Genomic DNA, 24633 nt, shown 5'->3' on the forward strand with positions numbered 1-24633 from the left:
CGTTGATCAACGTGCTGCTGATCAATGTGCCGCTTCGCTCTTGGTACCGTCGGCGTGCCAGTTGTAGACGACGAAGTTGAAGTCCTTCAGATCGCCCTTCTCATCGTATTCGACCTTGCCGATGGGCGTGTCGAAGCTGTTGGCCTTGAGGTATTCGGCGACATCATAGGGGTCGGTGGAATCGGCGCCCTTGATGCCATCGGCGATCAGCTCCACTGCGGTGTAGGCCGGCATGACGAACGGACCGGAAGGGTCCTGCTCCTTGTCCTTGAAGGCCGCGACCAGATCCGCGTTCTTCGGGTCATTCTCGAAGGCCGGCGGCAGTGTCACGTACAGGCCTTCCGAGGCCTGGCCGGCAATCTTGGAAATGTCCGGATTCCCGACCCCTTCCGGCCCCATGAAGGGCGCGTCGAAGCCCAGCTCACGTGACTGACGCAGCAAGAGGCCCAGCTCCGGGTGATAGCCACCGTAGTAGACGAAGTCGACGTTTTCCTTCTTGAGCTTGGAGATCAGCGCCGAGAAATCCTTGTCACCCGCCGTGATGCCCTCGAACAGCACCACATCGATACCCGCTTCCTCGACGGTATCGCGCACGCCGGTGGCGATACCTTCCCCGTACTGCTGCTTGTCGTGGATCACGGCCATGTGCTTGGGCTTGATCGTCTCGGCGATATAGCGCCCCGCAACCGGCCCCTGCAGCGAGTCCAGGCCGATGGTGCGGAAGACCAGCTCATAGCCCTGCTCGGTGATGGTCGGGCTGGTGGACGCCGCCGTGATCATCATCACGCCTTCCTCGGCGTAGATGTCCGAGGCCGGTTGCGTCGCGCTGGAGCACAGGTGGCCGATCACGTACTGGACGCCGTCATTGACGATCTGGTTGGCGACCGCCACCGCCTGCTTGGGATCACAGGCGTCGTCGTATTTCACGCCCTTGAGCATCTCGCCGTCGACGCCGCCGGCGGCATTGATCCGCTCGATGGCCATCTCGGCACCGATGAACTGCATGTCACCGTACTGGGCGACCGGCCCCGTGACCGGGCCTGCCATGGCGATGGTGATATCTGCCTGAGCCTGGGTGGACATCGCCGCGGCGATACCGAGAGCGAGAAGAGACCTGCGCATCATGATGAGAATTCCTGTTCCCGATTATTGTTGTACTACGGCCGGGCAGACCTGACGGGTGCCTTGCGGCAGCATTGCGCCGCCCGAAAAGGACTGGCGACAATCGCTGTCATTCGCTGACCTTGTCCGCCGCCGCCAGCCATCAGGCAGGCGACTCGCGACGCCAGGAATGCCTTGAAAGCATTATTGGCAGCAGCGAATACGCATGTAAAGCGACCGTTTGAGCGCTCATGAAAGCAGGCCAAGGCCCTACCAATAGCGAAAAAGACTGCGCTTTCCATTCTGGCCAGACAATCGTTGGCATTGACGATGAAAGCCAGTCATTGGCGTATGTGAAGACGCAGTTGACAGGAATTCCCTCTTCACTTGCACCATCAGGTCGCATTGCTGCACCCACCCCGGCTACGCCCAAGGTTGTAGGAAAAGCAATCCTGCCGCCCTCCCGAGGCAACCGGTTGCCCCTGAGCCATGCACTGAGCTGCAATATGATGATCTGCGACGCAATAGACAAGATAACGGGATAACCTGCTGATGGCACCTCCCCGTCAGATACCCGCCAGCCCTGAACGCCACGCGCCCGACGATGGGTGACATCGTCGGGCGCGCAGGGTCATGCCTTTAGCAACGCGAATGCTGGGGGATGGAGAGTAGCGTTAGCCCAGCGCGAGCAGGCGATTGCGCACGTCATTGATCTGATCGCGCAGTCGACCGGCTTCCTCGAATTCGAGATTCTTGGCCGCCGCGAACATGGCATCTTCCAGCCGGCTGATTTCCTTCTCGAGTGCCTGAGGGCCTTGAGCCGCCAGAGCCGCATAGTCTGGCGTCTCTTCCGCCACCTGTCGCTCGTTGCCCTTGCGACGACTGCTCTTGCGTCCCGGTGCCTGGGCACCTTCCATGATATCCGCCACCGATTTGGTGATGGTACGCGGCGTAATGCCGTGCTCTTCATTGAAGGCCATCTGCTTCTCACGGCGGCGCTCCGTCTCGGCTATCGCACGCTGCATGGAATCGGTGATGCGATCGCCATACAGAATCGCCTTGCCGTTGGCGTTGCGCGCCGCACGGCCGATGGTCTGGATCAGGGAGCGCTCGGAGCGCAAAAAGCCCTCCTTGTCGGAATCCAGGATCGCCACCAGCGAGACTTCCGGGATATCAAGGCCCTCACGCAGCAGGTTGATGCCGACCAGCACATCAAACTTGCCAAGACGCAGATCCCGGATGATCTCTACGCGCTCGACGGTGTCGATATCCGAGTGCAGATAGCGCACCCGAACATCGTGCTCTCCCAGATACTCGGTCAGGTCTTCCGCCATGCGCTTGGTCAGCGTGGTGATCAAAACGCGCTCACCGACCTCGGTGCGCGCCTTGATCTCGGAGAGCACGTCATCGACCTGGGTCGAGGCAGAGCGCACCTCGATGACCGGATCAAGCAGCCCCGTGGGACGGACGACCTGCTCCACCACCTGCCCGGCATGCTCTTCTTCATAGGTACCGGGCGTCGCCGAGACGAAGACGGTCTGCGGCAGGATGCTTTCCCACTCCTCGAATTTCATCGGGCGATTGTCCAGCGCCGACGGCAGACGGAAGCCGTATTCGACCAGCGTCTCCTTGCGTGAACGGTCACCGCGATACATCCCGCCGACCTGAGGCACGCTGACGTGGGACTCGTCGATGAAGACCAGCGCGTCCTTGGGCAGGTAATCGAAGAAGGTCGGCGGCGCATTGCCGGGGTCACGCCCGGACAGATAGCGCGAGTAGTTCTCGATGCCGTTGCAGTAGCCCAGCTCCATCATCATCTCGATGTCGTAGAGGGTACGCTGCTCCAGACGCTGCGCCTCGACCAGCTTGTCGTGCTTGCGCAGGTAATCGAGGCGCTCGACCAGCTCTTCCTTGATGTGATCGACCGCGGCGACGATGGTCTCGCGCGGCGTCACGTAGTGGCTCTTGGGGTAGATGGTCATGCGCGGCACCGACTCGGCCACTTCGCCAGTCAGCGGATCGAACAGGCGGATGGAGTCGATCTCGTCATCGAACAGCTCGACACGCACGGCCTGCTCCTCGGAGTCCGCCGGGAAGATGTCGATCACGTCGCCGCGCACGCGATAGGTACCGCGCCGGAAATCCATGTCGTTGCGGGTGTACTGCAGCTCCGCCAGGCGCCTGAGGAAACCGCGTTGGTCGATCTGCTCACCACGATTGAAGTGCAGACGCATCTTCAGGTACTGATCCGGGTCACCCAGGCCGTAGATCGCCGAGACGGAGACCACGATGATCGCATCGCGCCGCTCCAGCAGCGCCTTGGTCGCCGACAGGCGCATCTGCTCGATGTGGTCGTTGATCGAGGCGTCCTTCTCGATGAAGGTATCCGAGGACGCGACATAGGCTTCGGGCTGGTAATAATCGTAATAGGAGACGAAGTACTCGACGGCGTTGTCAGGGAAGAACGACTTGAACTCGCCATAGAGCTGGGCTGCCAACGTCTTGTTGGGCGCCATCACGATCGCGGGGCGCTGCAGACGCTCCACGATGTTGGCGACGGTGAACGTCTTGCCCGAGCCGGTCACACCCAGAAGCGTCTGATGCGCAAGACCCGCTTCCAGGCCAGTGATCAGCTTCTCGATGGCAGCCGGTTGATCACCGGCTGGCTTGAACTTGGAATTGATGCGAAATGGTTTGCTCATGCGCTCTCAATGGTGGCGGTCATGCCGCTCTTCAACTGACGGTGGCGGCCAGACTTGCGAAAGGACACCGCGCCCTACTCGGGTGATATCTCGCGACTCGTCACACTGACCCGGGTGCTGGTCATCAGTCGATGGATGGGGCAACGCTCGGAAATCTCGAGCAGGCGCTGACGTGTCGCCTCATCGAGTTCCTCACCATCCTCGGCCTGGAAGTGCATGCTGACGCTCAGACGATACTCCGCGTTCTCACCTGCGCGACGCTCATCACTGTCATCACGGTCCACCGTGGTCACGATGGACGCGAGTGGCAGCCCCTTGCGCCGCGCATACATCAACACGGTGATCGACTTGCAGGCACCCAGCGAGAGATCAAAGTAGTCGTGCGGGTCCGGCGCACTGTCCTCGCCACCCACCACGGTGGGCACATCCACCAGCAGTTCCTCGAAGCTCGCGACCTGAACCCGATGGACGAAGCTGCCAGCCTTGCGGGTAATCACCTCGATGCTCATGCACTACCTCCTTGTCGTGGACTCTCGCGAGACGCATCCGAGCCTGCTGGCGAGCAGAGCGCTCACTTCACTTTGTAACCCGCCTTCTCGACGGTCTTGACCACGGCGTCATACCGCACCTGCCCTTCGACCTCGGCAAAGCCACGCCCGACCTCGGCCTCCTTGACCCCGTCCATCATCATCAAGGCAGTGGTGACCTTGTTGACATCCTTGACGCTCTCGACACCGATCAATGTAAGGGAAAAGCTGGCCATCTCGTGATTCCTGTCTCGCTGGATAAAAAGGATCGCAGGCGCGATCAAACCGCCAAGAATACCACGTTTGACGAGGGCTCCCCCATGCATGCCAGCGAGTCGTCTCAGGCTTTCATGCCAGTGGATGCCCCCGAAAGATGCCGTGTTGCCCTGCCGGGGGCTGACAGCTGACCACTGCCGCGTGACAATGCCTGCATCGAATGTACCGCTGGCAATTCTCAGGCATTGAACCGCCTGCGGCGGACCCCTCCTTTGCGACAGGATAGCGCGACATGACTGACTTCAAGACCCTGATGCAAGCCCACGGCTTTCACGCGACACAGGAGGGCAAGCTTGCCCCCGAGTCGCCGCTTGCCCCCGAGACCGATGGCGCCGGGAGTCTCACGCCCCTCTCCTGCTTCGAGGTACTCGCGGTCAATGGCGCGGATGGTGAGCGCTTTCTCCAAGGCCAGACCTCGCAGCAGCTTGCGCTGGTGGATGGCTCACTCGCTCCGCTGACCGCCTTCTGCACTCCCAAGGGGCGGATTCTGGCGATGGCCCAGCTGATGCGTCTCAGCGAGGATTGCCTGTGGCTGCTGATGCCGACGGGCACGGCGGAGCCCCTGCGCGCGCACCTTGCCAAGTTCGCGCCCTTCTACAAGGTGAGTCTCGAGGTCCGGGAGGATAGCGTGGTCGTGGGGCTCACGGGAGAGCCCACCCTGACCCGGGCGGCCGAGCAACTGGCCGACGCTGCCTCCTCACAGCACACCGCGCTTGGCCCGCATGATTTTGCCATGCTGGCAACCTCGGATGCCGTGCTTGCACGCCAGCCGGGGGCAGAGACGGTACGAGGCGTACTGGTCGGCTCTGATGCGCAGGTGACCCGACTCAGCCGTGCACTGCTCGATGGCGGCATCAACATCGGTGACGAGAATCACTGGGCACGCGAGGACATTCGTGCCGGCCTGCAGTGGGTGGACTCGGAGCAGACGGATGCCTGGCTGCCGCAGATGCTCAACCTGGAAGCGCTGGCGGCCATCAGCTTCAAGAAGGGGTGCTATACCGGTCAGGAAGTCGTGGCCCGCGCCCACTTCCGTGGTCAGGTCAAGAAGCGCCTGCAGCGCCTGACGGCAGAGCCGGTCACTCCTCTGCCGCAGCCGGGCGGCAAGGTGGTCTCGCCAGAAGGCAAGGCCATGGGTGAGATCCTGCGGGTCGCCAACAATGCCGATGGCAGCCTGGAAGTGCTGGCGGTGGTGAGCCTGCGCGATGAGGAAGCCCCCCTGACCCTCGAGACTGGGGAGCCCTTGCACCGTGCCCCGCTGCCCTATCCGCTGGAACGACGTGACCCGGAACAGCTCAAGGCATGAACTTGAAGGCATGAACTTGAAGACATGAGCTTGAAGACATGAGCACCAGGCAGCGCTGCCAGCCGTGACACGGACGCCACGGCTGGCCTGGATAGCCGCCTGCGGCGTCATGACAGACAGGCCCCGGCGAAGCGATTCGTCGGGGCCTGTCTGTATCAATGCCTGGCTGTATCAGAGGCTGACCTTGGCAGTATCCGGCTGAGTCAAGGCCTGGGCATCTCGAAGCGGGAGAGCCGAGACCGCTAGCCCATTTCGCCAGTGACGCTGGCCGGCAACCAGTGCTTGCCGGCCTTGAGATGCTGGATCAGCTGCTCGGACGGCAGGGGACGCGAGTAGAGATAGCCCTGATGAAGATGACAGCCGCGTGCCAGAAGCGCCGTGCGTTGCTCAGGGGTCTCGATACCCTCCGCCACCACGGCCAGATGGAAGGCCTCCCCCAGTCCCAGCATCGCATCAATCATCGCCCGCCCCTTGTCGGTATCCATCGCGACCACGAATTGCCGATCGATCTTCACCTTGTCGAACGGCAGTTGCTGCAATTGCGACAGGGACGAGTACCCGGTCCCGAAGTCATCAAGTGCCAGGGCGACACCCTGTGAGCGAATGCGCTGGAAGAGGATGGCCAGACTCTGGATATCTTCCGGCAGCTGACTCTCCACCAGCTCGATGGTCAGTTGGCGACATAGCTCAGGCCGCTGGAACAGCCTCTTGAGATCCGCCAGAAATCGCTCGTCCATCATGTGCCTGACCGTGACATTGACGCTGAGATGCAGCGCATGACCGGCGTCATGCACACGGATCAGGGTGGCGATGCTCTCCTTGATGACCCAGCGCCCCAGGGCCACATCGAGGTTGGCGGATTCGATGATCGGCATGAAGTCGCCGGAGCCCAGCAGACCATGCTCCGGATGCTGCCAACGCACCAGCGCCTCGGAAAGCACGAGGGATCCATCCCGTCCATCGACGATCGGCTGCAGATGAAGCCGCAGCTGGTCCTGCTGCAATCCCTCGACGAATTCCGCTCCGAGCTGCTTGAGACGCCTGACTTCTCGTTCGGCCTCTTCATCGAAGAAGTGCCACTCGCGATTGAGCTGAAGCGTGTCGTGCAATGCGCGCTCACAGCGGTAGACCAGCGCATCCATCTGCTCACCATCCTCGGGAAAGCGACTGATGCCGAGGCTGGGCAGCAGATAGATATCCTCGCCGTTGAGCGACACCTTGTGACGTACCGCCACCAGCAGCATATCCAGCCAGCCGCAGATGCCGCCCCGCGCGGCCTCGAGCAGCCGTCGTGGCACCATGATCAAGAGACGATCCGTCTCCAGACGTGCGACATGGCCTGATGTGCCAAGCAAGGGGGCCAGTCGACGTTGCAGCAACTCCAGCTGGCGATTGCCCGCCTCCGGCCCCGCATGCTCATAGAGCTCCTGCAGCCCGCCGATACGCAATGCCATCAGCACGAAACCATCAAGCCCCGAGACACGACCCAACTGATCGATACGCAGCTTGATCAAGCGCAGCATGCCTTCACGACTCAATAGCCCGGTGTCGGTATCCGTCTCGCGCTCCTGCAGCACCTGCTGTTGGAGCAGCAAGCGCTCCTGCTCCAGTCCACGAATGATCAAGGCATTCAGGGTTCTGTCCAGCACCGGCATCATCAGGCTTTCCTCCAGCGCCTGACCACGACTGGCGACCAGCAGCAGCTCGCTGCGACCGGGATGCGGCGAGACGGAATACCCCAGCAACTGGGTCGCCCCGAGACGCTGACACAGCAGTTGGGCACTCTCCTCGGTGGACGCGTCCACATTCGTAGCACGATTGGCCACGATCCGCCCGGCCGGCAATCGCCACAGAGGGTCACGCCGCAACGAGACACTGCTCAACCATTCCCGCTCATCACGACTCTCGACGATCAGATAGCCTGCGTTGGGGTTGCCCACCTCGCGCCGATAGATGATGACTTCTGCTCCCGTCATCTCTCGTACCCGACGCAGATAGCCGGACAAGGTAGCCAAGGCGTGCTGGGGATTGTGCGCTTCATGCGGCAATGCCAGAAACCGCTCGTTCAGGGCAAGATGCTGCTCAAGCTGAGCTTCACGCTGCAGGCCCTGCGCTGCCCAATCTCGACGACGGCGCTGATCGCGCCACAGCATGCCGCCTGTCGCGATACTCGCCAACACGATGACCAGACTCAAGGCGCCCAAGGGCGCTCCCAATTGCCTGAGCATCGCGGTGACGTCATCTGCATCCTGCCAGCAGGCCATGGCAGCATGCTCATCGAAGCGCTTCATGGCCGGCAGGTCGCTACAGACGAGAGCGGCTTCCCCGCTCATCTGGCGTGACTGACTGACGACTTCCAGCCTTTCCACTCCCAGGGAAGCGGATGATTCGCTGAGCAACTCCGGGCGCATGGGCACCCCGAACACCAGCATGCCCTGCTCCTCCCGTGAAGGAAGCGCGTCTTCATCCGCATAGAGCCCGTGCACGCCCACCAGCCAGGCCCGCCCGTTCAGCACCATCCAGGCGATGACGGATCGCGTCGGGGTCTGGCGAGCCTTCTCGATCAAGGGGGCCATGGCGCGGCGCCACGCAAGCGGCTGAGCCCCCTGCCAATCATCGGACTCAAGCCCCGGACGTCGCTCCTGCCAGACAGCGGCCTTGCCATTTCCTCTGATGGCCCCGACGAGATGGATCCCCGTATTGATCGAGAACTCGGGCCCGTACATGTAGTCCAGCCACTCAGGGTTCGGGGCAGGCAAACGCAGGAACTCCTCGGTGGCCTCTTGCCAATCACCATGCTCGCGCAACTGACCTTCCAGGGCTCGCTGGCTGGCCTGGGCCCACATGGTGACGCGCTGACGCGCCGCATCCTGCTCTCCTGCTCGCAGTTGCTGTATTTGACTGATACCCAGCCAGGCGGTGGCAAGAACAGAGGCAATCAGCAGAAGCGGTATCAGCCACAGACGATGGCGGGGCTCCCGGGGCGGGCCTTGCCTCAAGGAGGCGCGCACGGACTTGTCAGAATCCGGTCGCGGATGGGCAGACGTTCTACGAGGCATTGAGTTACCGATGATGACGCGATCTCCTGAATCCCGTGGCACAGTGCTGCCGAGGTGCTGAGTTCAGTCTAGATCAGGCGCTCAGTTGAAGAATACGCTGCACGGTGCGGCTGGTCGTCTCGCTGATGGCCTCCAGAGTGGACTCACGCAGCGATGCCACACTCCTTGCCACCTCCGCCACCCTGGCCGGTTCATTGCGTTGCCCCTGAAAGCCCTGCAACGGCATGTCGGGGCTGTCGGTCTCCAGCACAAAGCCATCCTCCGGCAGCGACGCCACGACTCCCCGCAGTTTGCGGGCACGCGGGTAGGTCACGCTGCCGCCCAGCCCCAGCACGAAACCGAGCTCGAGAAAGCGCTCAGCCTGAACCTGACTGCCCGCAAAGGCATGAATGATGCCGCCCCGGGTGAGGCGCGCGTTCTTGAGCCGCTTGGCCACTTCGTCATTGGCACGCACGCAATGCACGATGACAGGCAGGGAGAATTCGCGTGCCATGCTCAGCTGGGCCTCGAACAGCTGCCATTGGGCGTCATGATCGGCCAGTCGCGCATCGAAGCCGCATTCGCCCAACGCGACGATCTCGCCAGCATGCTGACCGAGGGCCTGATGAAGCTCCGCCAGCGCGCTCTCGCCATGCTCGGACAGAAAATAGGGATGCAGCCCCAGGGCACCGAAGATACGCGGGGATGACTGCACGAGTTCCAGCACGTCCGCGAAGCTGGCCACCGTGGTGGATGGCACCACGAACCTCGACACACTCTCATTCACGGCACGCGAGATGACCGCGTCACGATCCTGATCGAAGACGGGAAAATCCAGATGGCAATGGCTGTCGATCAACATGCAATATCCCGGTGATGGTCGTACTGCCATCGTGCTATATCAGCCAGTGACAGACAAACGAAGGGACCGGCCTGGTGGCCGGTCCCTTCGTTTGTCGATGTTGCTCTGTCAGCCATCGTGACTGGCAAAGCTGGCCTAGGTCGCCTCCACCGGCGCTACCGGCGCCAGCTCGGAGGTGCAATGACCACAACGGGTCGCCGCCAGCGGCACCTTGGAAAGACAGTACGGGCAGTCCTTGTCGGTGATCTCTTCCGGCGCTTCTTCGGCTTCCTTCTTGAGCTTGTTGATCTGACGGATCAACACGAAGACGGCCAGCGCCACCAGCGCGAAGCTGATGATGGCATTGATGAACAGTCCATAGTTCAGTGTCACGGCCCCCGCATCCCTCGCAGCCTCCAGACTGACATAGGGAGCCGCCTGAGCCCCTTCCTTGAGCACGAAGAAGAAGTTGGAGAAATCGACGCCCCCGATCAAGAGTCCGATCAAGGGATTGAGCATGTCACCCACCAGGCTCTTCACGATCAGCGTGAAAGCCCCCCCGATGATGATGCCCACCGCCATGTCGACGACATTGCCCTTGACCGCGAAATCGCGGAATTCCTTCATGAAACCGGCCATAGCCCCACCTCCTGATGATTGTTGTTGTCCTGTCGCGACCGACGCGTCCCTTTGGGTCATGCGTCTGTCAGGCCAAGGCATGCGCCCTGTGACTGCCTGCGTCGCTGGCCATCCCCATGTCTTTCGCAAGGGAGTATGCGGCCAAAGTCATCGATCTTGAGTTGGTGTGGCTAACGCTTGAGGACACGTTCAGCCCGAAAGCACGAACGCCGCCCCAAGGGGCGGCGCTCGTATCAATCCTGAATCGGTCAAGGGGCCTCGGAGATGGCCTCGTCAGGCACCAGAGCCACTCGGATGCGAGCCACTCGGGCATCCCCCCCTGAACCGTATCAATGCTCGCGGGTGGCGCGGAAGGTGATGTCCGGCCAACGCTCCTGCGTCAACTGCAGGTTGACGCGAGTCGGCGCGATGTAGGTCAGGAAGCCGCCGCCATCGTAGGCGAGATTGGCGCTGGCCTTGCGCTTGAAGTCCTCAAGCATCTTGGTGTCATCGCAATAGATCCAGCGCGCCGTCTGCACGTTCACCGCTTCATACATGCACTCGACCTTGTACTCTTCCTTCAGACGGTGAGCGACCACATCGAACTGCAGGGTGCCCACGGCGCCCACGATCAGGTCATTGTTGTCGAACGGCTGGAAGACCTGGGTCGCCCCCTCTTCGGAGAGCTGCTGAAGCCCTTTCTGCAGCGCCTTCATCTTCAGCGGGTCCTTCAGGCGTACCCGCTTGAACAGTTCCGGCGCGAAGTGAGGGATGCCGGTGAAGCGCATGTCTTCCCCCATGGTGAAGGTATCGCCGATCTGGATGGTGCCGTGGTTGTGCAGACCGATGATGTCACCCGGCCAGGCCTCTTCCACGTGGGAGCGGTCCGCCGCCATGAAGGTCAGGGCGTCAGGAATCTTGACGTCCTTGTTGATGCGCACGTGACGCATCTTCATGTTCTTCTCGTACTTGCCGGAACAGACGCGCAGGAAGGCCACGCGGTCACGGTGTTTCGGGTCCATGTTGGCCTGAATCTTGAACACGAAGCCGGTGAAGCGCTCGTCATGGGCCGTGACTTCACGGGTATCGGTATCACGCGACTGGGGCGGCGGCGCGTATTCGACGAAGCCATCCAGCATCTCGCGTACGCCGAAGTTGCCCATGGCGGTCCCGAAGTAGACCGGCGTCAGATCACCGCGACGATAGGCCTCGAGATCGAATTCGTGAGAAGCGCCGCGCACCAGCTCGACTTCCATGCTCAGTTCTTCGATGAGATCTTCGCCCAGCACTTCAATGGCTTCGGGGCTGTCGAGGCCCTTGATGCGCACATCATCTGGGATGCGGTTGCCCTGGCCCTGCTTGTAGAGATGGATCTCGTCATTGAGCAGGTGATAGACCCCCTTGAAACCCTTGCCGACGCCGATCGGCCAGGTCATCGGGGCACACTGGATGTTGAGGACCGTCTCGACTTCATCCATCACCTCGATGGGATCGCGCGTCTCGCGGTCCATCTTGTTGACGAAGGTCAGGATCGGCGTGGTGCGCAGGCGGCAGACTTCCATCAGCTTGATGGTACGGTCCTCGACACCCTTGGCACCGTCAATGACCATCAGCGCCGAGTCGACGGCCGTCAGCGTCCGGTAGGTATCTTCCGAGAAGTCCTCGTGCCCGGGCGTATCCAGCAGATTGACCATGCGGTCCTTGTAGGGGAACTGCATCACGGAGGTGGTCACGGAGATGCCACGCTCCTGCTCCATCTTCATCCAGTCGGAGGTCGCGTGGCGATCGGCCCGCTTGCTCTTGACCGAGCCGGCCATCTGGATGGCATTCCCGAACAGCAGCAGCTTCTCGGTGATGGTGGTCTTGCCCGCATCCGGGTGAGAGATGATGGCGAATGTACGGCGAACATCCGCCGCCTTGGCAATCTGGGAATCTGACATGGGCTGAAAGGCATCCGGCTCGACGTGAGGCACGCCGCGCGCACTGTTAGGTGAATAGCAGAACGAAACGAATGGCGCGCATTGTAGCGGCTGGCGAGGCTCGGCAACAGAGGCGGGCGCGATCAGCGGCCTTCAGTCATCCTTGCGTGCGCGAAAATGCCAGGGTCCCTCGCCCACCGGCGCCTGGTCATTGAGGATCTCGTTGTGGATGGCATCCTCGATCTCGTCGCTGTCCAGGGGATAGAGACCGCATTGCTTCAGCGCGCAGCGAACCCGGATGTCACGCCCGAGATATTCGAGCAGCACGCGAGTACTGGCCGGCGTGCGATCACCGCTTGCCGATACCCCGATTCGCAGCCCCTTGAGGCGTGACACACGGCTGGTAAAGGTCGGGTAGAGAATGGTCTGGGTGATCTCATTGCCGGTCATCGACTCGTAGTCGGTCATGAAGATGCGATCGCTCAGATAGAACGCCATCCCCTGATACTTGCAATGTGACACGCCGACACCGGACGACTCGCGCTCGACCAGGCGCTCAAGACGCTGGTAATAGACACCATCCTCGCGCTGGATGATGGACACCAGCCCCCGCAGTATCCGCCCCGGCGACGACATCGTCAGATAGTACTCATAGTAATGGCCTACATAGCGGCCCAACTCGGAGGCGCCCGAGCGTCTCAGCTGCGCCAGCGGCTCGCTCTCCACACGCGTGGCCTCACTCTCGCGCGGCTTGGGGCGCACCTGCACCAGACGCTGGAACTGACGATTGGGCAGCAGGATCTCGTGCTCCTCCACCCCGAAGAACTCACAGATCCGCCGCAGTGTATGTGCAGCGGGCCGGTATTGGCCGCTCAGGTATCGATTGAACTGTGGCCGACTGATCTCGAGCCGCCGACTCACCTCGGCGATGGATTGGTAGTAGCTGCACAGCAGCCGCAGATTGAGGGCCAGGTCTTCGTTCATGGGTCTGTCTCGCGCGGGATAAAGCCTCAGTCTACGCCGCCCACCCGCCATGACCCAGAGTGCGACAGGCGCAGCCTGCACCAGATAGTGCGTCTGAGTGCGCCACCTTGAGTCAGGTCGTCAAATTCCGCGGCTGACCAGCGAATGATGCAATGCAGAAGTCCCTCACACGCAGATAGTAACAACCATAAAAGAGGCTATCGCATGACTCCTGCATCAAAGCTCACGTTCCACGGCGGGCCCTGGGTCTCGTTCCTGCCCATCCTGTGCTTCATCACCACAGCCATTTATGTAGCCACCAGCCTGGAGGAGCCGGCCATCCAGGGCATGTGGGTCGGCATTCTCGCCGGCCTGCTGGTCACCTTCCTGTTTGCCCGTGACAAGTCTGTCTACAGCGACACCATCATGAAGGGCATGGCCAGCAAGGTGGCCATCGCCCCGGTGGCGGCGTGGATCTTTGCCGGCATCTTCGCCACGGTGCTGCGCTCCTCAGGACTGGTGGATGGCATTCTGTGGGCGGCCTATCACACCGGCGCCACCGGCACGGCCTTCCTCGTCGTGACCTTCCTCGCCTGCGCCCTGTTCGCTACCGCGGCAGGCACCGGCTTCGGCACCATCGCCGCGGGCATGGGCGTGCTCTATCCCGCGGGCGTCATGCTGGGAGCCGACCCGCTGTTGCTGGCAGGGGCCATCGTGGGCGGCGGTGCCTTCGGCGACAACCTGGCGCCCATCTCCGACACCACCATCTCCTCGGCGGCGAGTCAGGGCGCTGATATCGGTGGCGTGGTTCGTTCCCGACTGCCCTTCACGCTGGTGGCCGGCAGCATCACGCTGGTGGTGATGGTGCTGATCAGTCTGACGCAGCAAACAACGCCGCTGATCATCGCGCATGAACAGCTGGCCGAACACATGGACCCCAAGGGCCTGGTGATGTTGCTGCCCGCCCTGGTCGCCATCTACGTGGCCATGAAGAAAGGCGATGTGATCTTCGCCACCAGCGTGGGAATTCTGTCCGGCATGGTGGTGGCGATACTCACCGGCCTCAACACCCTGAGCGGTTTCGTGTCGGTCGAGAATGGTGCGCTGATCAATGGCGTGGCCGGCTGGATGGCAGACCTGTCGATTCTGGTGATCCTGCTGTCGGCGGGCATTCGTCTGATGCTCGATGGCGGTGGCAGTGAGAGGCTGATCAATGCGCTCAAAGGTGTCGTGCGCACACCGCGTGGCGCGGAAGCCTCCTCCGCCGGGCTCTCGCTGCTGATGTCCTCGCTGATGAGCATCAATGCCCCGGCGATCCTCGCGGTCGGCCTGTCCTACGCCAAACCGGTCGGTGAACGCTTCGGCCTGAGTCCTTACCGTCGCGCCAACATCATCGACAGCATGTCCTGCACCCTGGTCTATTCGCTGCCCTGGTCCGCCGCGCTGCTGTTCGCCTCCGGGCTGTCCGTAAAAGCCGCCGAAACCTTCCCCGGCGTGCCGGCCCTGATGCCGCTCGATCTGACGCCCTGGGTGCTCTACGCCTGGGTCCTGCTGGCCGTGATGTGTGTCTCCATCGCCACCGGCTGGGGTCGTCGTTTCAGCCCGGCGGACCAGGCGAGCGCTCAGGACGAGGCTGCAACCGAGGTGCCCGCTGGGCGGTCCTTACTGTCAGCGTCAGCCTCAAACTCAGTCTCAAGTTAAATCTCAAGCTCAGCCAGCTGATCTGCGCCTGACTGAGCTGCTCTTGACTGAGCTGCCCTCGACTGAACCTTCACCGCCTGCCCCGCAACAAGACGACGGACACCGCCATGCAAGATACTGAGCTGCGCCAACGCAACGTGATCGGCATCCTCACCGGCTCCGGCCCGGATGCCGGACTGGATCTCTGGAACAAGCTGCTGATCGCCAACAAGGCCCATATCGGGCCTGGCTACCGGGGAGATCTGGATGCCCCACACGTCCACCTGATCTCCCAGCCGGCGCTCGGGCTGTCCATGGAACTAGAGACTCATGACCAACAGGTGTGGGAGGCGCTGGCCGACAGCGCCCTCAAGCTCGCCGAGCATGTCGACTACTACGCCATCGCCTGCAATACGCTGAACTACTATCAGCCCCAGCTGGAGGCTCTGGCGCTGAATGTCCGGCTGGTGTCGTTCAGTGATGTCGTCATCGACAGGGTGCGGCGCGACGGCTTGAGCAAGGTGGCGCTGCTGGGCGCGAAGTCCGTGACGGACATGGGGGACTGGTCACCCTATCGGGTACTCACGGAGGTGGTGGAAGTCGAGGTACCCGCCGACCCACAACTGCTGCACCAGATCATCTATGACGTGAAGGCGCATGGGGGCGATGACCCGAGCGTGGTCCAGCGCTTTCATGCTCTGCTGGAGAGCCTGTCGGCAGACACCGTGCTGCTGGCCTGTACCGAGCTGCCACTGATTCCCGTCAACACCGTCAGCTCGTCAGACAACGACGCAGCCCCCGCCAAGACACTGATCGATGTCACGGAACTGGTCGCGGAGGAACTCGCTCGCAAGTCCTACGGCGTCTGATCCTCCTTGCCCCCGCCTGAACCCGCCTGACCTCCAACCCGTGACCCAGCCCTGGCGATAGATGAACTGTCTGTCAGGGCCTTACTCCTCGACCTCGGACAGTGTCTCGACGATATGGCACTGTGCCATCACCCCGCCGGCACAGCAGTGCGTCAGGCGCTGCAACTCTTCTTCCATGACGGCGAGGTCACGCTGGCGCTTGCGCACCTCGGCCAGCTGCGCCTCGATACGCGCGTCTATCTGATCGCAAGGCAAGGACTGCTGGTCCGCCAGGCCCAGCAAGGCGCGGATGTCATCCAGCGAAAACCCCAGTCGCCGACAACGGCGGATGAAGGTCAAACGCCTGAGCTGTGCATTGCCATACTCACGATAGCCATTAGGCGCACGCCGCTGCGGGGCCAACAGCCCCTGCTTCTCGTAGTAGCGGATCGTCACCGCCTGGACATCAGACGCCTTGGCCAGTTGGCCGATGCCCATCGTCACCTCGCCGTGCGATGACGTGGACGATTCCCCTTTCCGTGTGAAATCTCTTGCGGTCATCGATGACTTCTCCTCTCGCTATGTGTTGCATGTCGATGCATCAACCATTTCATCAGCCGACTTGACCTTATAGTGACTATAACCTCCATGCTGTCATCAACACGACAGGAGGCCAAGACCCATGAAAAGCTGTTGCGAAAGCAAATCCGGCGAGCTGGCAGAGCTCAGAGCCTCACAGGGCAAGGTCCTGAAGATTCTGCTGGCGCTGAATGCCAGCATGTTCTTCGTCGAATTCACCGCGGCCTGGTGGCTGGGTTCCACCGCGCTGCTGGGGGATTCCCTCGACATGTTCGGCGATGCCAGCGTCTACGCTCTGACCCTCTATGTCCTGCACCGCAGCGTACGCGCACGGGCGCTGAGCGCGCTGGTCAAGGGCGTCGTGATGCTGGTGCTGGGCGTGATCGTCCTTGGCGAGGCGGGACATCAGGCACTGCACGGCGAGGCACCGGCCGCCCACGGCATGGGCGCCTTCGCCCTGCTGGCACTGGTCGTCAATCTCATCTGCTTCGGCCTGCTGTGGCGCTTCAAGTCGGATGATCTGAACATGCGCTCCACCTGGCTGTGCTCGCGCAATGACATCATCGCCAATGCCTCGGTCTTCGGGGCTGCGATACTGGTGGGCTGGACAGGCTCTCGCTGGCCGGACGTGCTGCTGGGCGCTGCGATCGCCGCACTCTTCCTGCAATCCGCCTGGCAGGTGATTCGCGATGCACGAGTTGAGCTGCGCGAGGCGAAACAGGCCACAGACGCGCAGGCATCAGACAAGCAGGCAGCCAGCGATCAGGCATCGTCCTGCGCCACCCGCAGCTGTTGTGCATCGCCCACGGCTGCCACCGTGGTCGAACAGTCCCCCGCCAGCGGCTGCTGTTCCGGCAAGGGCGGTGGTGGAAACATCTCTATCTGACACGACTCAGGTGGTATTCCCGCCGCTCTGCCCAGCCACTGACATGCCGTCGAATGCCATCATCCGCGTGCAGTCCGCCTGAAACGACAGCGCCCCGTCGAGCTCGACGGGGCGCTTTAGTGTCTGGATATCGCCAGGGTCAGGGGGCCGGACAGTCGGGTTGACGCTCAGGATGCGCCTGCTGGAAAGCGTCCAGTGACTGGCAGGCCGCCTCGATAGCCAGAATCCTCGGGTAGTCCTCGAGTTCACACTCGAAGCGGCGCGCATTGTAGAGCTGGGGCATCAGGCAGGCATCCGCCATGCCCGGGCTATCGCCATGGCAGAAACGCCCTGCACTTTCCGCCAGCATCACTTCCAGACGCGCTAAACCTTCGGCGACCCAGTGGCGGTACCACTCAAGGCGCTGCGCCTGGGTGACCACAAGGCGATCTGTCAGATAATTGAGCACGCGCGGATTGTTGAGCGGATGCATCTCACAAGCCATGAACTGGCACAGTGAGCGCACCTTCGCACGCGCCTCCGGCGTTGAGGGCAGCAGCGCCGGGGCGGGCCAGCGCTCCTCCAGATATTCCATGATCGCGAGCGACTGGGTCAGGGCCGCAGGTGTTGGGGTATCTCCCACCATCAGGGTCGGCACCAGCCCCTGGGGATTGATGGCCAGATACTCCTCGCTGCGCTGTTCGCCCTTGAGCAGGTTGACCGGCACCTGAGCGACCTCAATCCCCTTGAGCGCCAGCGCGATTCTTACACGATAGCTGGTAGATGAACGGTAATAGCCATACAGGCTCATTGAACTCATGCTGCACTCCCCTGTGACGCGGTTGGAAGCCGGCCGCTCATTCGCACTGCCTCGCACCCAGTTGGCTTGAGGCTTACCGGCACACGACGTCTTCCCGAGACGTGTCTTCGAGAAGCTCTGCCTGATGAGGCCGCCTTCAGGCGTCCAACGGCGTCACCTGCTGATCAATGGCGCCGAAGATGCTCTGGCCATCGCGATCGAACATCTCGATGCGGATACGATCACCGAAACGCATGAAGGGCGTGCGAATCTCATCGAACAGGATCTTCTCGACCATGCGCACCTCCGCCAGACAGCTGTAGCCCACGCCCCCTTCGCTGATCGGCTTGCCGGGCCCGCCATCCTTGCCGGGATTGGATACGGTGCCGGAACCGATGATCGCGCCGGCCCCCAGCGGGCGAGTCTTGGCGGCATGCGCCACCAGCTGCGGGAAACTGAAGATCATGTCTGGCCCGGACTCTGGCTCTCCGAACGTCTCACCATTGAGATGCACGCTCAGCGGCAGATGCACGCGCCCCTGCTGCCAGGCATCCCCCAGCTCATCCGGCGTCACGGCGATGGGCGAGAAGCTAGACGACGGCTTGGCCTGAAAGAAGCCGAAGCCCTTGGCCAGCTCACCGGGGATCAACCCACGCAGACTGACGTCATTGACCAGCATCACAAGGCGGATGTGGCTCTCGGCCTGCTCTGGACTGACCTGCATCGGCACATCGTCAGTGATGACGGCGATCTCGCCTTCGAAATCGATGCCATGCTCCTCACTGACACACACGATATCGGCGTTGGGGGCCAGGAAGCTGTCGCTGCCGCCCTGATACATCAGCGGGTCGTGCCAGAAGGTCTCGGGCATCTCGGCGCCGCGTGCCTGACGCACCAGCTGGACATGATTCAGATACGCCGAGCCGTCTGCCCATTGATAAGCGCGTGGCAGCGGCGAATGCAGAGTCTTCATGTCCAGATCGAACGCATCAGCCAAGGTGCCATCATTGAGCGCTGCATAACGCTTCTCGAGCGCTGGCGCCAGCGAAGCCCAGTCCTCCAGCAGCACCTGCAGCGTCGTGGCGACATCCGCGACCTTCACGGCGCGGGTCAGATCACGGGAGACCAGCAGCAGTGTTCCATCGCGGGAACCATCCTGGTGAGTGGCGAATTTCATGACTGCCTCCTTGAGAAGCTTGAGAGATGAGAGAAAGTGGGTAGTCCAGAGCGGGATGACAGGCACATGCCAAGCTCAGCGCTTTCGGGGAGTGAAGTGAGACGCCAACCCCTGCCAGACCGAGCCGTAGTCGCGCTGACGAGCGCTCGACGACAGGGCCTGTGAGGTAGGCTGGAACAGATAGCGACTCTCGAACATGAAGGCGAGCGTATTGCCCTGATAGCGGGGGGCGAGTTCCGTTTGAGTGGCGGCCTCGAAGGTGGCAGCGTCAGGGCCATGCGGGGTCATGGCGTTATGCAGACTCGCGCCTCCCGGGTGGAAGCCTTCGCGCTTGGCGTCATATTCACCATGGATCAGTCCCATCAGCTCGCTCATCAGATTGCGATGGAAATATGGAGGACGGAAGGTGTTCTCGGCGACCATCCAGCGCGGCGGGAAGATCACGAAGTCGAGATTGGCGACCCCAGCGGTGTCCGATGGTGATGTCAGCACGGTGAAGATCGAGGGGTCCGGATGATCGAAGCTGACCGTGTTGAGGGTATTGAAGGTCGCCAGATCATATTTGTAGGGCGCGTAGTTGCCATGCCAGGCCACGACATCTAGTGGCGAATGATCCAGACTCGCGCGCCAGAAACTCCCGCCGAACTTGGCCACCAGCGTGAAATCACCAGCTTCGTCCTCGAAACGCGCCGATGGTGCGAGAAAATCACGCGGGTTGGCCAGTCCATTGCTGCCGATGGGCCCCAGAGAGGGCAATTCGAGAGGCGCGCCATAGTTCTCGGCCACATAGCCTCGACAGCCCTCCACGTGCCCCGCCAGCGGATTGAGCTGGAACTTGATACCGCGCGGAATCACCACGATTTCGCCGCTGGCGACTTCCAGCAGGCCCAGCTCGCTGCGCACCTCGATGGCGCCCTGTTGCGGCACGATCAGCAATTCGCCGTCGGCATTGTAGAAAAAGCGCTGCTGCATGCCGCGAGAGAAGGCATAGAGGTGCGTGGCACAGCCCTGCTGCGCCTGGGCGTCCCCATTGACCGCCAGCGTGATCAGGCCGTCCAGAAAGTCCCCTGTCGAGCATGTGATGGGGTCCCAGCGCATCGGATTGGGGTCCGGCACTCTCTCGGCCAACGGTGCAGTGGCGACCTGCGGCATCTCCATGGGCTGGTAGGCGCCCTGCATGACCGAGGGCCGAATGCGGTAAAGCCAGCTGCGTAGGTTGTGACTGCGCGGTGCCGTGAAGGCCGAGCCGCTCAACTGCTCCGCATACAGGCCATAAGGGCAACGCTGGGGAGAGTTCTGGCCCTGCGGCAAGGCGCCAGGCAACGCCTCGGTGGAGACATGATTACGAAAACCGGCGTGATAATGGCACTCAGCGTTGCGCTCGCACATGACGATTCATCTCCTTGTGGGCTCGCGGCTCCTGAAGATCTGGGGCATCCACGGCACGACATACCGCCAACGCCCTAACTGGTTACATATGAAACCATATAGACAGACCCATACCCTGGCAATCGCCGAATTGCTAGACTTTTGTCTTGATCGCTATCGAAGGTGGTAACATCGGTAACCTGATCCACCTGAAACGTTTCAATGCGAATCAGTATGCCAACCCTTTCACAGAGTCAGGTAACTTTTGATGCAACGCACTGATGACACCCCCGAAGCTCGCGATGCCCGTGACGGGGAACCCCCACAAGACACACCCCGCTGCGAGCTGGATCTTGACCAATTCCTGCCCTATCGCCTCAACCGTCTGGCAGAGCGAACCAGTGAGGCGCTGTTCGTCCGTTATGGTGAGCGCTTCGCCATCAATGTCGCCGAGTGGCGTCTGCTGGCCTGGCTGAGCCGTGGCTCGTCATTGACGGCCCAGGAAATCAGTCAGCGAACTCATATGGACAAGGTGCGCGTCTCTCGGGCCGTCAAATCTCTGGAAGCCCGTGAACTGATTCTGCGCCGGCCGAGCGAGCAGGATCAGCGTGCGCAGTTGCTCGCCCTCACCGCCGAGGGTGAGGCCATGCTCGCTGAGCTGATCCCCGAGGCCCGCCGCTTCGAGGATGAGTTGCTGAGTGCCGTCAATGCACGTCAATACCGGGATCTGCTGCTCACCATGCAGACCCTGGAGCGTCAATTGGATCAGCTGCCAGGCAACGACTGAGACTCGCGGTAGGCAGCAGGTGCGCCACCTTGTGCCCCATGAGATTCTCGACAGGACACTCGCACCTCGTACAAGTATGGTATAAATCACGTACTGGTTTTATGGAGTCGTCCCCGCATGCATCGCAAACCGCACCTGCCAAGCAAGTTGTGTCAGACCTGTCAGCGCCCCTTCACATGGCGCAAGAAGTGGCAGGACTGCTGGGAAGACGTACGTCACTGCAGTCAACGCTGCCGACACAATGCGCGTCAGGCAGCCCGGGAGACACACCATGACCAGCACTGATACCTGGCTTGTCTGGCTGGACGATGACCTACGTCTCGATGACAACCCCCTGTGGCAGGCCGCGCTCGAGGAACACCCGGCGCACCTGCTGGTGGTATACATCCTGCCGGAGACGACCTTCCAGCCCGTTGGCAGTGTCAGCCCTGAGGTTGCCAGGCTGCAGCCACTCAGCGTTGCACGTCAGCGCTTCCTGCTGGAGAGCCTCGAATCCCTGCAGGCAGGGCTTCAGACCCTGGGCAGTGATCTGCTGATCCTCCAGGGTGACGCTGCACATCTGATACCCGAACTCGCCAGGCAGCATGCGTGCCGAGGCGTCATCGCGCGACGGGCCACAGGTCTGGTGGAGCGACGCCAGCAGCAGGCAGTGGCCGCCAGCTGTCGCCTGCGGCAGGTCAATAGCGGCTTGCTCCTGGACGAGGATGACTTGCCCTTCACGCTCAATGAGCTTCCTGAAACCTTCAGCGCCTTTCGTCGCAAGCTGGAAAAGGCCTATCCGGATATCCAGGCCATGCCCGCTCCGGTGGCGGCGCCTTGCGCGCTGCCGAGCTGGCCGCAACAGGCGCCGCGTGGCGTGCAGGGCAACGCCAGACGACTCCATGCGGCCAGGGACTGGCAGACCGACCCGCGGGGAGAGCATGCCTTCCTTGGGGGTGAGCCCTCAGCGCTGCAGAGACTCGAGCATTATCTGAGTCCTGAACATGCCGGCCAGTACAAGACCACTCGCAATCGCCTCAGTGGGGCAGATTTCTCGACCCGTTTCTCTGCCTGGCTGGCACTGGGGTGTCTCTCACCACGACGCATACTCGACAGGTTGCACACCTTCCAGAAGACACTGCCTGAGCTCTGCGAGACCCCACAGGCGGCGTTCAAGGACAGCGACTGGATTCGCGTCGAGCTCTTGTGGCGGGAGTACTTTCATTGGGATACCCGCCAGCTGGGGAGACAGGTCTTTCTGGCAGGCAGGCCCGGTACAGACTCGCTGCGGCATGAGGCGTGCGCTGCGATACCGGATGCGCTTGCACGCTGGCAGGCCGGAATGACCGGCGTGCCCTGGGTGGATGCCGGCATGCGCGAGCTGGCCGCCACCGGCTGGCTGAGCAACCGCATGCGCCAGAACGTGGCGAGCTATCTGATCAAGGATCTTGGCGTGGACTGGCGGCTGGGTGCCGCCTGGTTCGAGCATCAGCTGCTGGATCATGATGTCGCGTCCAACTGGGGCAACTGGCGCTACCTGGCAGGCGTGGGACGCGACCCGCGTGCGGACCGTCATTTCAACATGATGAAGCAGGCTCGCCAGCACGACCCGCTCGGCCATCACGTCATCCGCTGGATACCCGAACTGGAAACGCTGCCGGCCGGCATGCAACGCCATGCTCCCTGGACTGCCTGGTCATTTCGCGTGACGCCCGGGGCATCGGGAGGCATCAACGGGACGACGCAGTCCGGCTACCCGCGCCAGCCATTGCACCTTGTCGATGCCTGGCAGCCCCACCTCAGCGACGTCACACCGACACGTGTGAAGCCATGGCTGAGTGGTTCCTTCGAACGGGGCTGAGAGGAGACTATCAGCGGACAGAAGCCGTCGGGCCATTGACGCTAACTGGCCGTCAGGACTGCACTTTACTGGCCTTATTCACTATCATGGCCGCATTCCTTGCAGGAGTCGTCATGAATCAACCGCTACCGCCGCCACTGTCCACACCGCACCGCAATCTCATTCGTCTGACCATCGCGCGCGGCATCACCTGGACAGGCTTCCTGATCCTGATCATCTTCGGGATCGAGATCATCGGCTTTCAGCTCAATGTCCTCCCCGTCATCTCGATCATCATCGCGATGGGCCTGGTCAATGTCGCCAGCTGGTGGCGTCTGGGTCAGACGCATCCGGTCACTGACACCGAGAACCTGCTGCATCTGCTGGTGGATATCGCCGGTCTGACGATGCTGTTCTTCAATACCGGCGGCTCCACCAACCCTTTCGTGCCCTACTATCTGGTGCCAGTGACCATGGCGGCCGCCACCCTCCCCTGGCGCTATGCCTGGATCATCGCGGCCGTCGGCATGGGCTGCTACAGCTTCCTGATGGTGTTCTACGAACCCGTACCGCAGCTGGCCACCTACGAACTCGGCGGGCGCATCAGTCTGCACGTCATCGGCATGTGGCTGAACTTCGGCCTGTCGGCATTGCTGGTGACCTATTTCATCTTCAAGATGGCTCACGCCCTGCGCACGCGAGACCAGGCGTTGTCCACCACACGAGAAGCGGCTCTGCGTAGCGAACAGGTGCTGGCAGTCGCCAGCCAGGCCGCCGGCACCGCGCACGAACTGGGCACCCCGCTCTCGACCATGGCGGTGCTGTTGAGCGAGATGCGCGAGGATGCCAAGGACAAGAACGACCCGCAGCTGGAGGAGGATCTTGCACTGCTGCGCAGCCAGGTCGACACCTGCAAGCAGCGCCTGCAAGCGATGGTGGCCGCGGCCGACCGTCGTCGCATGGAGCAGCCCCAGGCGCTCAACGCCGCGCGCTGGCTGGAGGAAATCGTGCAGCGCTGGCTGGTGGTACGCCCGGATGTGCAACATAGCGTCGAAGTGGATGCCTCCGCCCGCAAGGCTCAGATTCTGGTCGATACCACGCTTGAGCAGGCGCTGATGAACCTGCTCAACAATGCCGCGGATGCCTGCCCCGATGGCGTCGAGATCACCCTGGAACGGCGGGATGACGAGGTCACCATCGACATTCGTGACCATGGTGCAGGCGTACCCATGGCGGTCGCGGACCAGCTCGGTGAGACCTTCATCTCCACCAAATCCAAGGGGATGGGCATCGGCCTGTTCCTGACCCACGCCACCATCAATCGTTTCGGTGGCGGCGTCAGCCTGTACAACCACGAAGACGGCGGCACCTTGACGGAAGTGCGCCTCCCTCTTTATCTGAACTGATGGCGGCAAAGACC

At 62.0% G+C, this 24633-nt stretch carries 21 protein-coding genes; 8 read left to right on the forward strand and 13 right to left on the reverse strand.

Going from position 1 to position 24633, the window contains the following annotated elements:
* Positions 1-21: 21 nt before the first annotated feature.
* The 4 genes from ACZYGA_RS08270 to ACZYGA_RS08285 form a co-directional block, all read right to left on the reverse strand.
* Complete coding sequence (locus ACZYGA_RS08270) at positions 22-1122, reverse strand: branched-chain amino acid ABC transporter substrate-binding protein (protein ID WP_371861074.1); 1101 nt, start codon at positions 1120-1122, stop codon at positions 22-24.
* 653 nt (positions 1123-1775) lie between these two features.
* Positions 1776-3803, reverse strand: a complete 2028-nt coding sequence (gene uvrB / locus ACZYGA_RS08275; RefSeq protein ID WP_077375901.1) for an excinuclease ABC subunit UvrB — start codon at positions 3801-3803, stop codon at positions 1776-1778.
* Positions 3804-3877: 74 nt separating this feature from the next.
* The gene (locus ACZYGA_RS08280) at positions 3878-4312 is read right to left on the reverse strand and encodes an OsmC family protein (RefSeq protein ID WP_404627083.1); all 435 of its coding nucleotides are present in this window, start codon (positions 4310-4312) and stop codon (positions 3878-3880) included.
* A 62-nt stretch (positions 4313-4374) separates the two neighbouring features.
* Positions 4375-4566 carry a hypothetical protein gene (locus ACZYGA_RS08285; protein ID WP_077375895.1) on the reverse strand — a complete coding sequence of 64 codons (192 nt, stop codon included), beginning with the start codon at positions 4564-4566 and terminating at the stop codon, positions 4375-4377.
* A 272-nt stretch (positions 4567-4838) separates the two neighbouring features.
* Here ACZYGA_RS08285 and ygfZ point away from each other — a divergent pair, with 272 nt between their 5' ends.
* Positions 4839-5912, forward strand: coding sequence for a CAF17-like 4Fe-4S cluster assembly/insertion protein YgfZ (gene ygfZ, locus ACZYGA_RS08290; protein WP_404627085.1), 1074 nt, complete (start codon positions 4839-4841; stop codon positions 5910-5912).
* Positions 5913-6154: 242 nt separating this feature from the next.
* Here ygfZ and ACZYGA_RS08295 read toward each other — a convergent pair whose 3' ends face one another.
* From ACZYGA_RS08295 to ACZYGA_RS08315, 5 genes are all read right to left on the reverse strand, one after another.
* A complete protein-coding gene (locus ACZYGA_RS08295) occupies positions 6155-8923 on the reverse strand; it encodes an EAL domain-containing protein (protein ID WP_404627087.1) in 2769 nt (922 codons plus the stop codon).
* A gap of 121 nt (positions 8924-9044) precedes the next feature.
* Positions 9045-9812: a TatD family hydrolase gene (locus ACZYGA_RS08300; protein ID WP_404627088.1), complete on the reverse strand. Its 768-nt coding sequence runs from the start codon at positions 9810-9812 to the stop codon at positions 9045-9047.
* 135 nt (positions 9813-9947) lie between these two features.
* A complete protein-coding gene (mscL, locus tag ACZYGA_RS08305; RefSeq protein ID WP_404627090.1) occupies positions 9948-10430 on the reverse strand; it encodes a large conductance mechanosensitive channel protein MscL in 483 nt (160 codons plus the stop codon).
* Between the two features lie 329 nt (positions 10431-10759).
* The gene (locus ACZYGA_RS08310; RefSeq protein WP_077375880.1) at positions 10760-12349 is read right to left on the reverse strand and encodes a peptide chain release factor 3; all 1590 of its coding nucleotides are present in this window, start codon (positions 12347-12349) and stop codon (positions 10760-10762) included.
* A gap of 132 nt (positions 12350-12481) precedes the next feature.
* Complete coding sequence (locus ACZYGA_RS08315) at positions 12482-13312, reverse strand: helix-turn-helix domain-containing protein (RefSeq protein WP_404627092.1); 831 nt, start codon at positions 13310-13312, stop codon at positions 12482-12484.
* A 204-nt stretch (positions 13313-13516) separates the two neighbouring features.
* Here ACZYGA_RS08315 and ACZYGA_RS08320 point away from each other — a divergent pair, with 204 nt between their 5' ends.
* Both ACZYGA_RS08320 and ACZYGA_RS08325 read left to right on the forward strand, forming a co-directional pair.
* Positions 13517-14992, forward strand: coding sequence for a Na+/H+ antiporter NhaC family protein (locus tag ACZYGA_RS08320; RefSeq protein WP_479398853.1), 1476 nt, complete (start codon positions 13517-13519; stop codon positions 14990-14992).
* A 107-nt stretch (positions 14993-15099) separates the two neighbouring features.
* Complete coding sequence (locus ACZYGA_RS08325) at positions 15100-15840, forward strand: aspartate/glutamate racemase family protein (protein ID WP_404627095.1); 741 nt, start codon at positions 15100-15102, stop codon at positions 15838-15840.
* Between the two features lie 81 nt (positions 15841-15921).
* Here ACZYGA_RS08325 and ACZYGA_RS08330 read toward each other — a convergent pair whose 3' ends face one another.
* Positions 15922-16317 carry a MerR family transcriptional regulator gene (locus ACZYGA_RS08330; protein WP_191237110.1) on the reverse strand — a complete coding sequence of 132 codons (396 nt, stop codon included), beginning with the start codon at positions 16315-16317 and terminating at the stop codon, positions 15922-15924.
* A 184-nt stretch (positions 16318-16501) separates the two neighbouring features.
* On the opposite strand from ACZYGA_RS08330, the gene ACZYGA_RS08335 reads away from it, so the two are divergent.
* Positions 16502-17284, forward strand: a complete 783-nt coding sequence (locus ACZYGA_RS08335; protein ID WP_404627099.1) for a cation efflux transmembrane domain-containing protein — start codon at positions 16502-16504, stop codon at positions 17282-17284.
* A 139-nt stretch (positions 17285-17423) separates the two neighbouring features.
* Here ACZYGA_RS08335 and maiA read toward each other — a convergent pair whose 3' ends face one another.
* From maiA to hmgA, 3 genes are all read right to left on the reverse strand, one after another.
* Positions 17424-18074: a maleylacetoacetate isomerase gene (maiA, locus tag ACZYGA_RS08340; protein WP_404627136.1), complete on the reverse strand. Its 651-nt coding sequence runs from the start codon at positions 18072-18074 to the stop codon at positions 17424-17426.
* 145 nt (positions 18075-18219) lie between these two features.
* Positions 18220-19239 carry a fumarylacetoacetate hydrolase family protein gene (locus ACZYGA_RS08345; protein WP_479398854.1) on the reverse strand — a complete coding sequence of 340 codons (1020 nt, stop codon included), beginning with the start codon at positions 19237-19239 and terminating at the stop codon, positions 18220-18222.
* 75 nt (positions 19240-19314) lie between these two features.
* Entirely contained in the window at positions 19315-20628 is a 1314-nt protein-coding gene (gene hmgA / locus ACZYGA_RS08350) for a homogentisate 1,2-dioxygenase (protein WP_479398855.1), read from the reverse strand.
* A 247-nt stretch (positions 20629-20875) separates the two neighbouring features.
* Between hmgA and ACZYGA_RS08355 the strand changes: the two genes are divergently transcribed.
* The 4 genes from ACZYGA_RS08355 to ACZYGA_RS08370 all read left to right on the forward strand — a co-directional run bounded on the left by ACZYGA_RS08355 (position 20876) and on the right by ACZYGA_RS08370 (position 24619).
* Positions 20876-21394, forward strand: a complete 519-nt coding sequence (locus ACZYGA_RS08355; RefSeq protein ID WP_404627105.1) for a MarR family winged helix-turn-helix transcriptional regulator — start codon at positions 20876-20878, stop codon at positions 21392-21394.
* A 117-nt stretch (positions 21395-21511) separates the two neighbouring features.
* Positions 21512-21679: a DUF2256 domain-containing protein gene (locus tag ACZYGA_RS08360; protein WP_404627106.1), complete on the forward strand. Its 168-nt coding sequence runs from the start codon at positions 21512-21514 to the stop codon at positions 21677-21679.
* Positions 21666-23234, forward strand: a complete 1569-nt coding sequence (locus tag ACZYGA_RS08365) for a DASH family cryptochrome (RefSeq protein WP_404627108.1) — start codon at positions 21666-21668, stop codon at positions 23232-23234. The genes ACZYGA_RS08360 and ACZYGA_RS08365 overlap by 14 nt, the downstream gene beginning before the upstream one ends.
* Before the next feature lie 113 nt (positions 23235-23347).
* Complete coding sequence (locus ACZYGA_RS08370; RefSeq protein WP_404627110.1) at positions 23348-24619, forward strand: ATP-binding protein; 1272 nt, start codon at positions 23348-23350, stop codon at positions 24617-24619.
* Positions 24620-24633: the final 14 nt, after the last annotated feature.

The sequence above is a fragment of the Cobetia sp. BL01 genome, assembly GCF_056493605.1.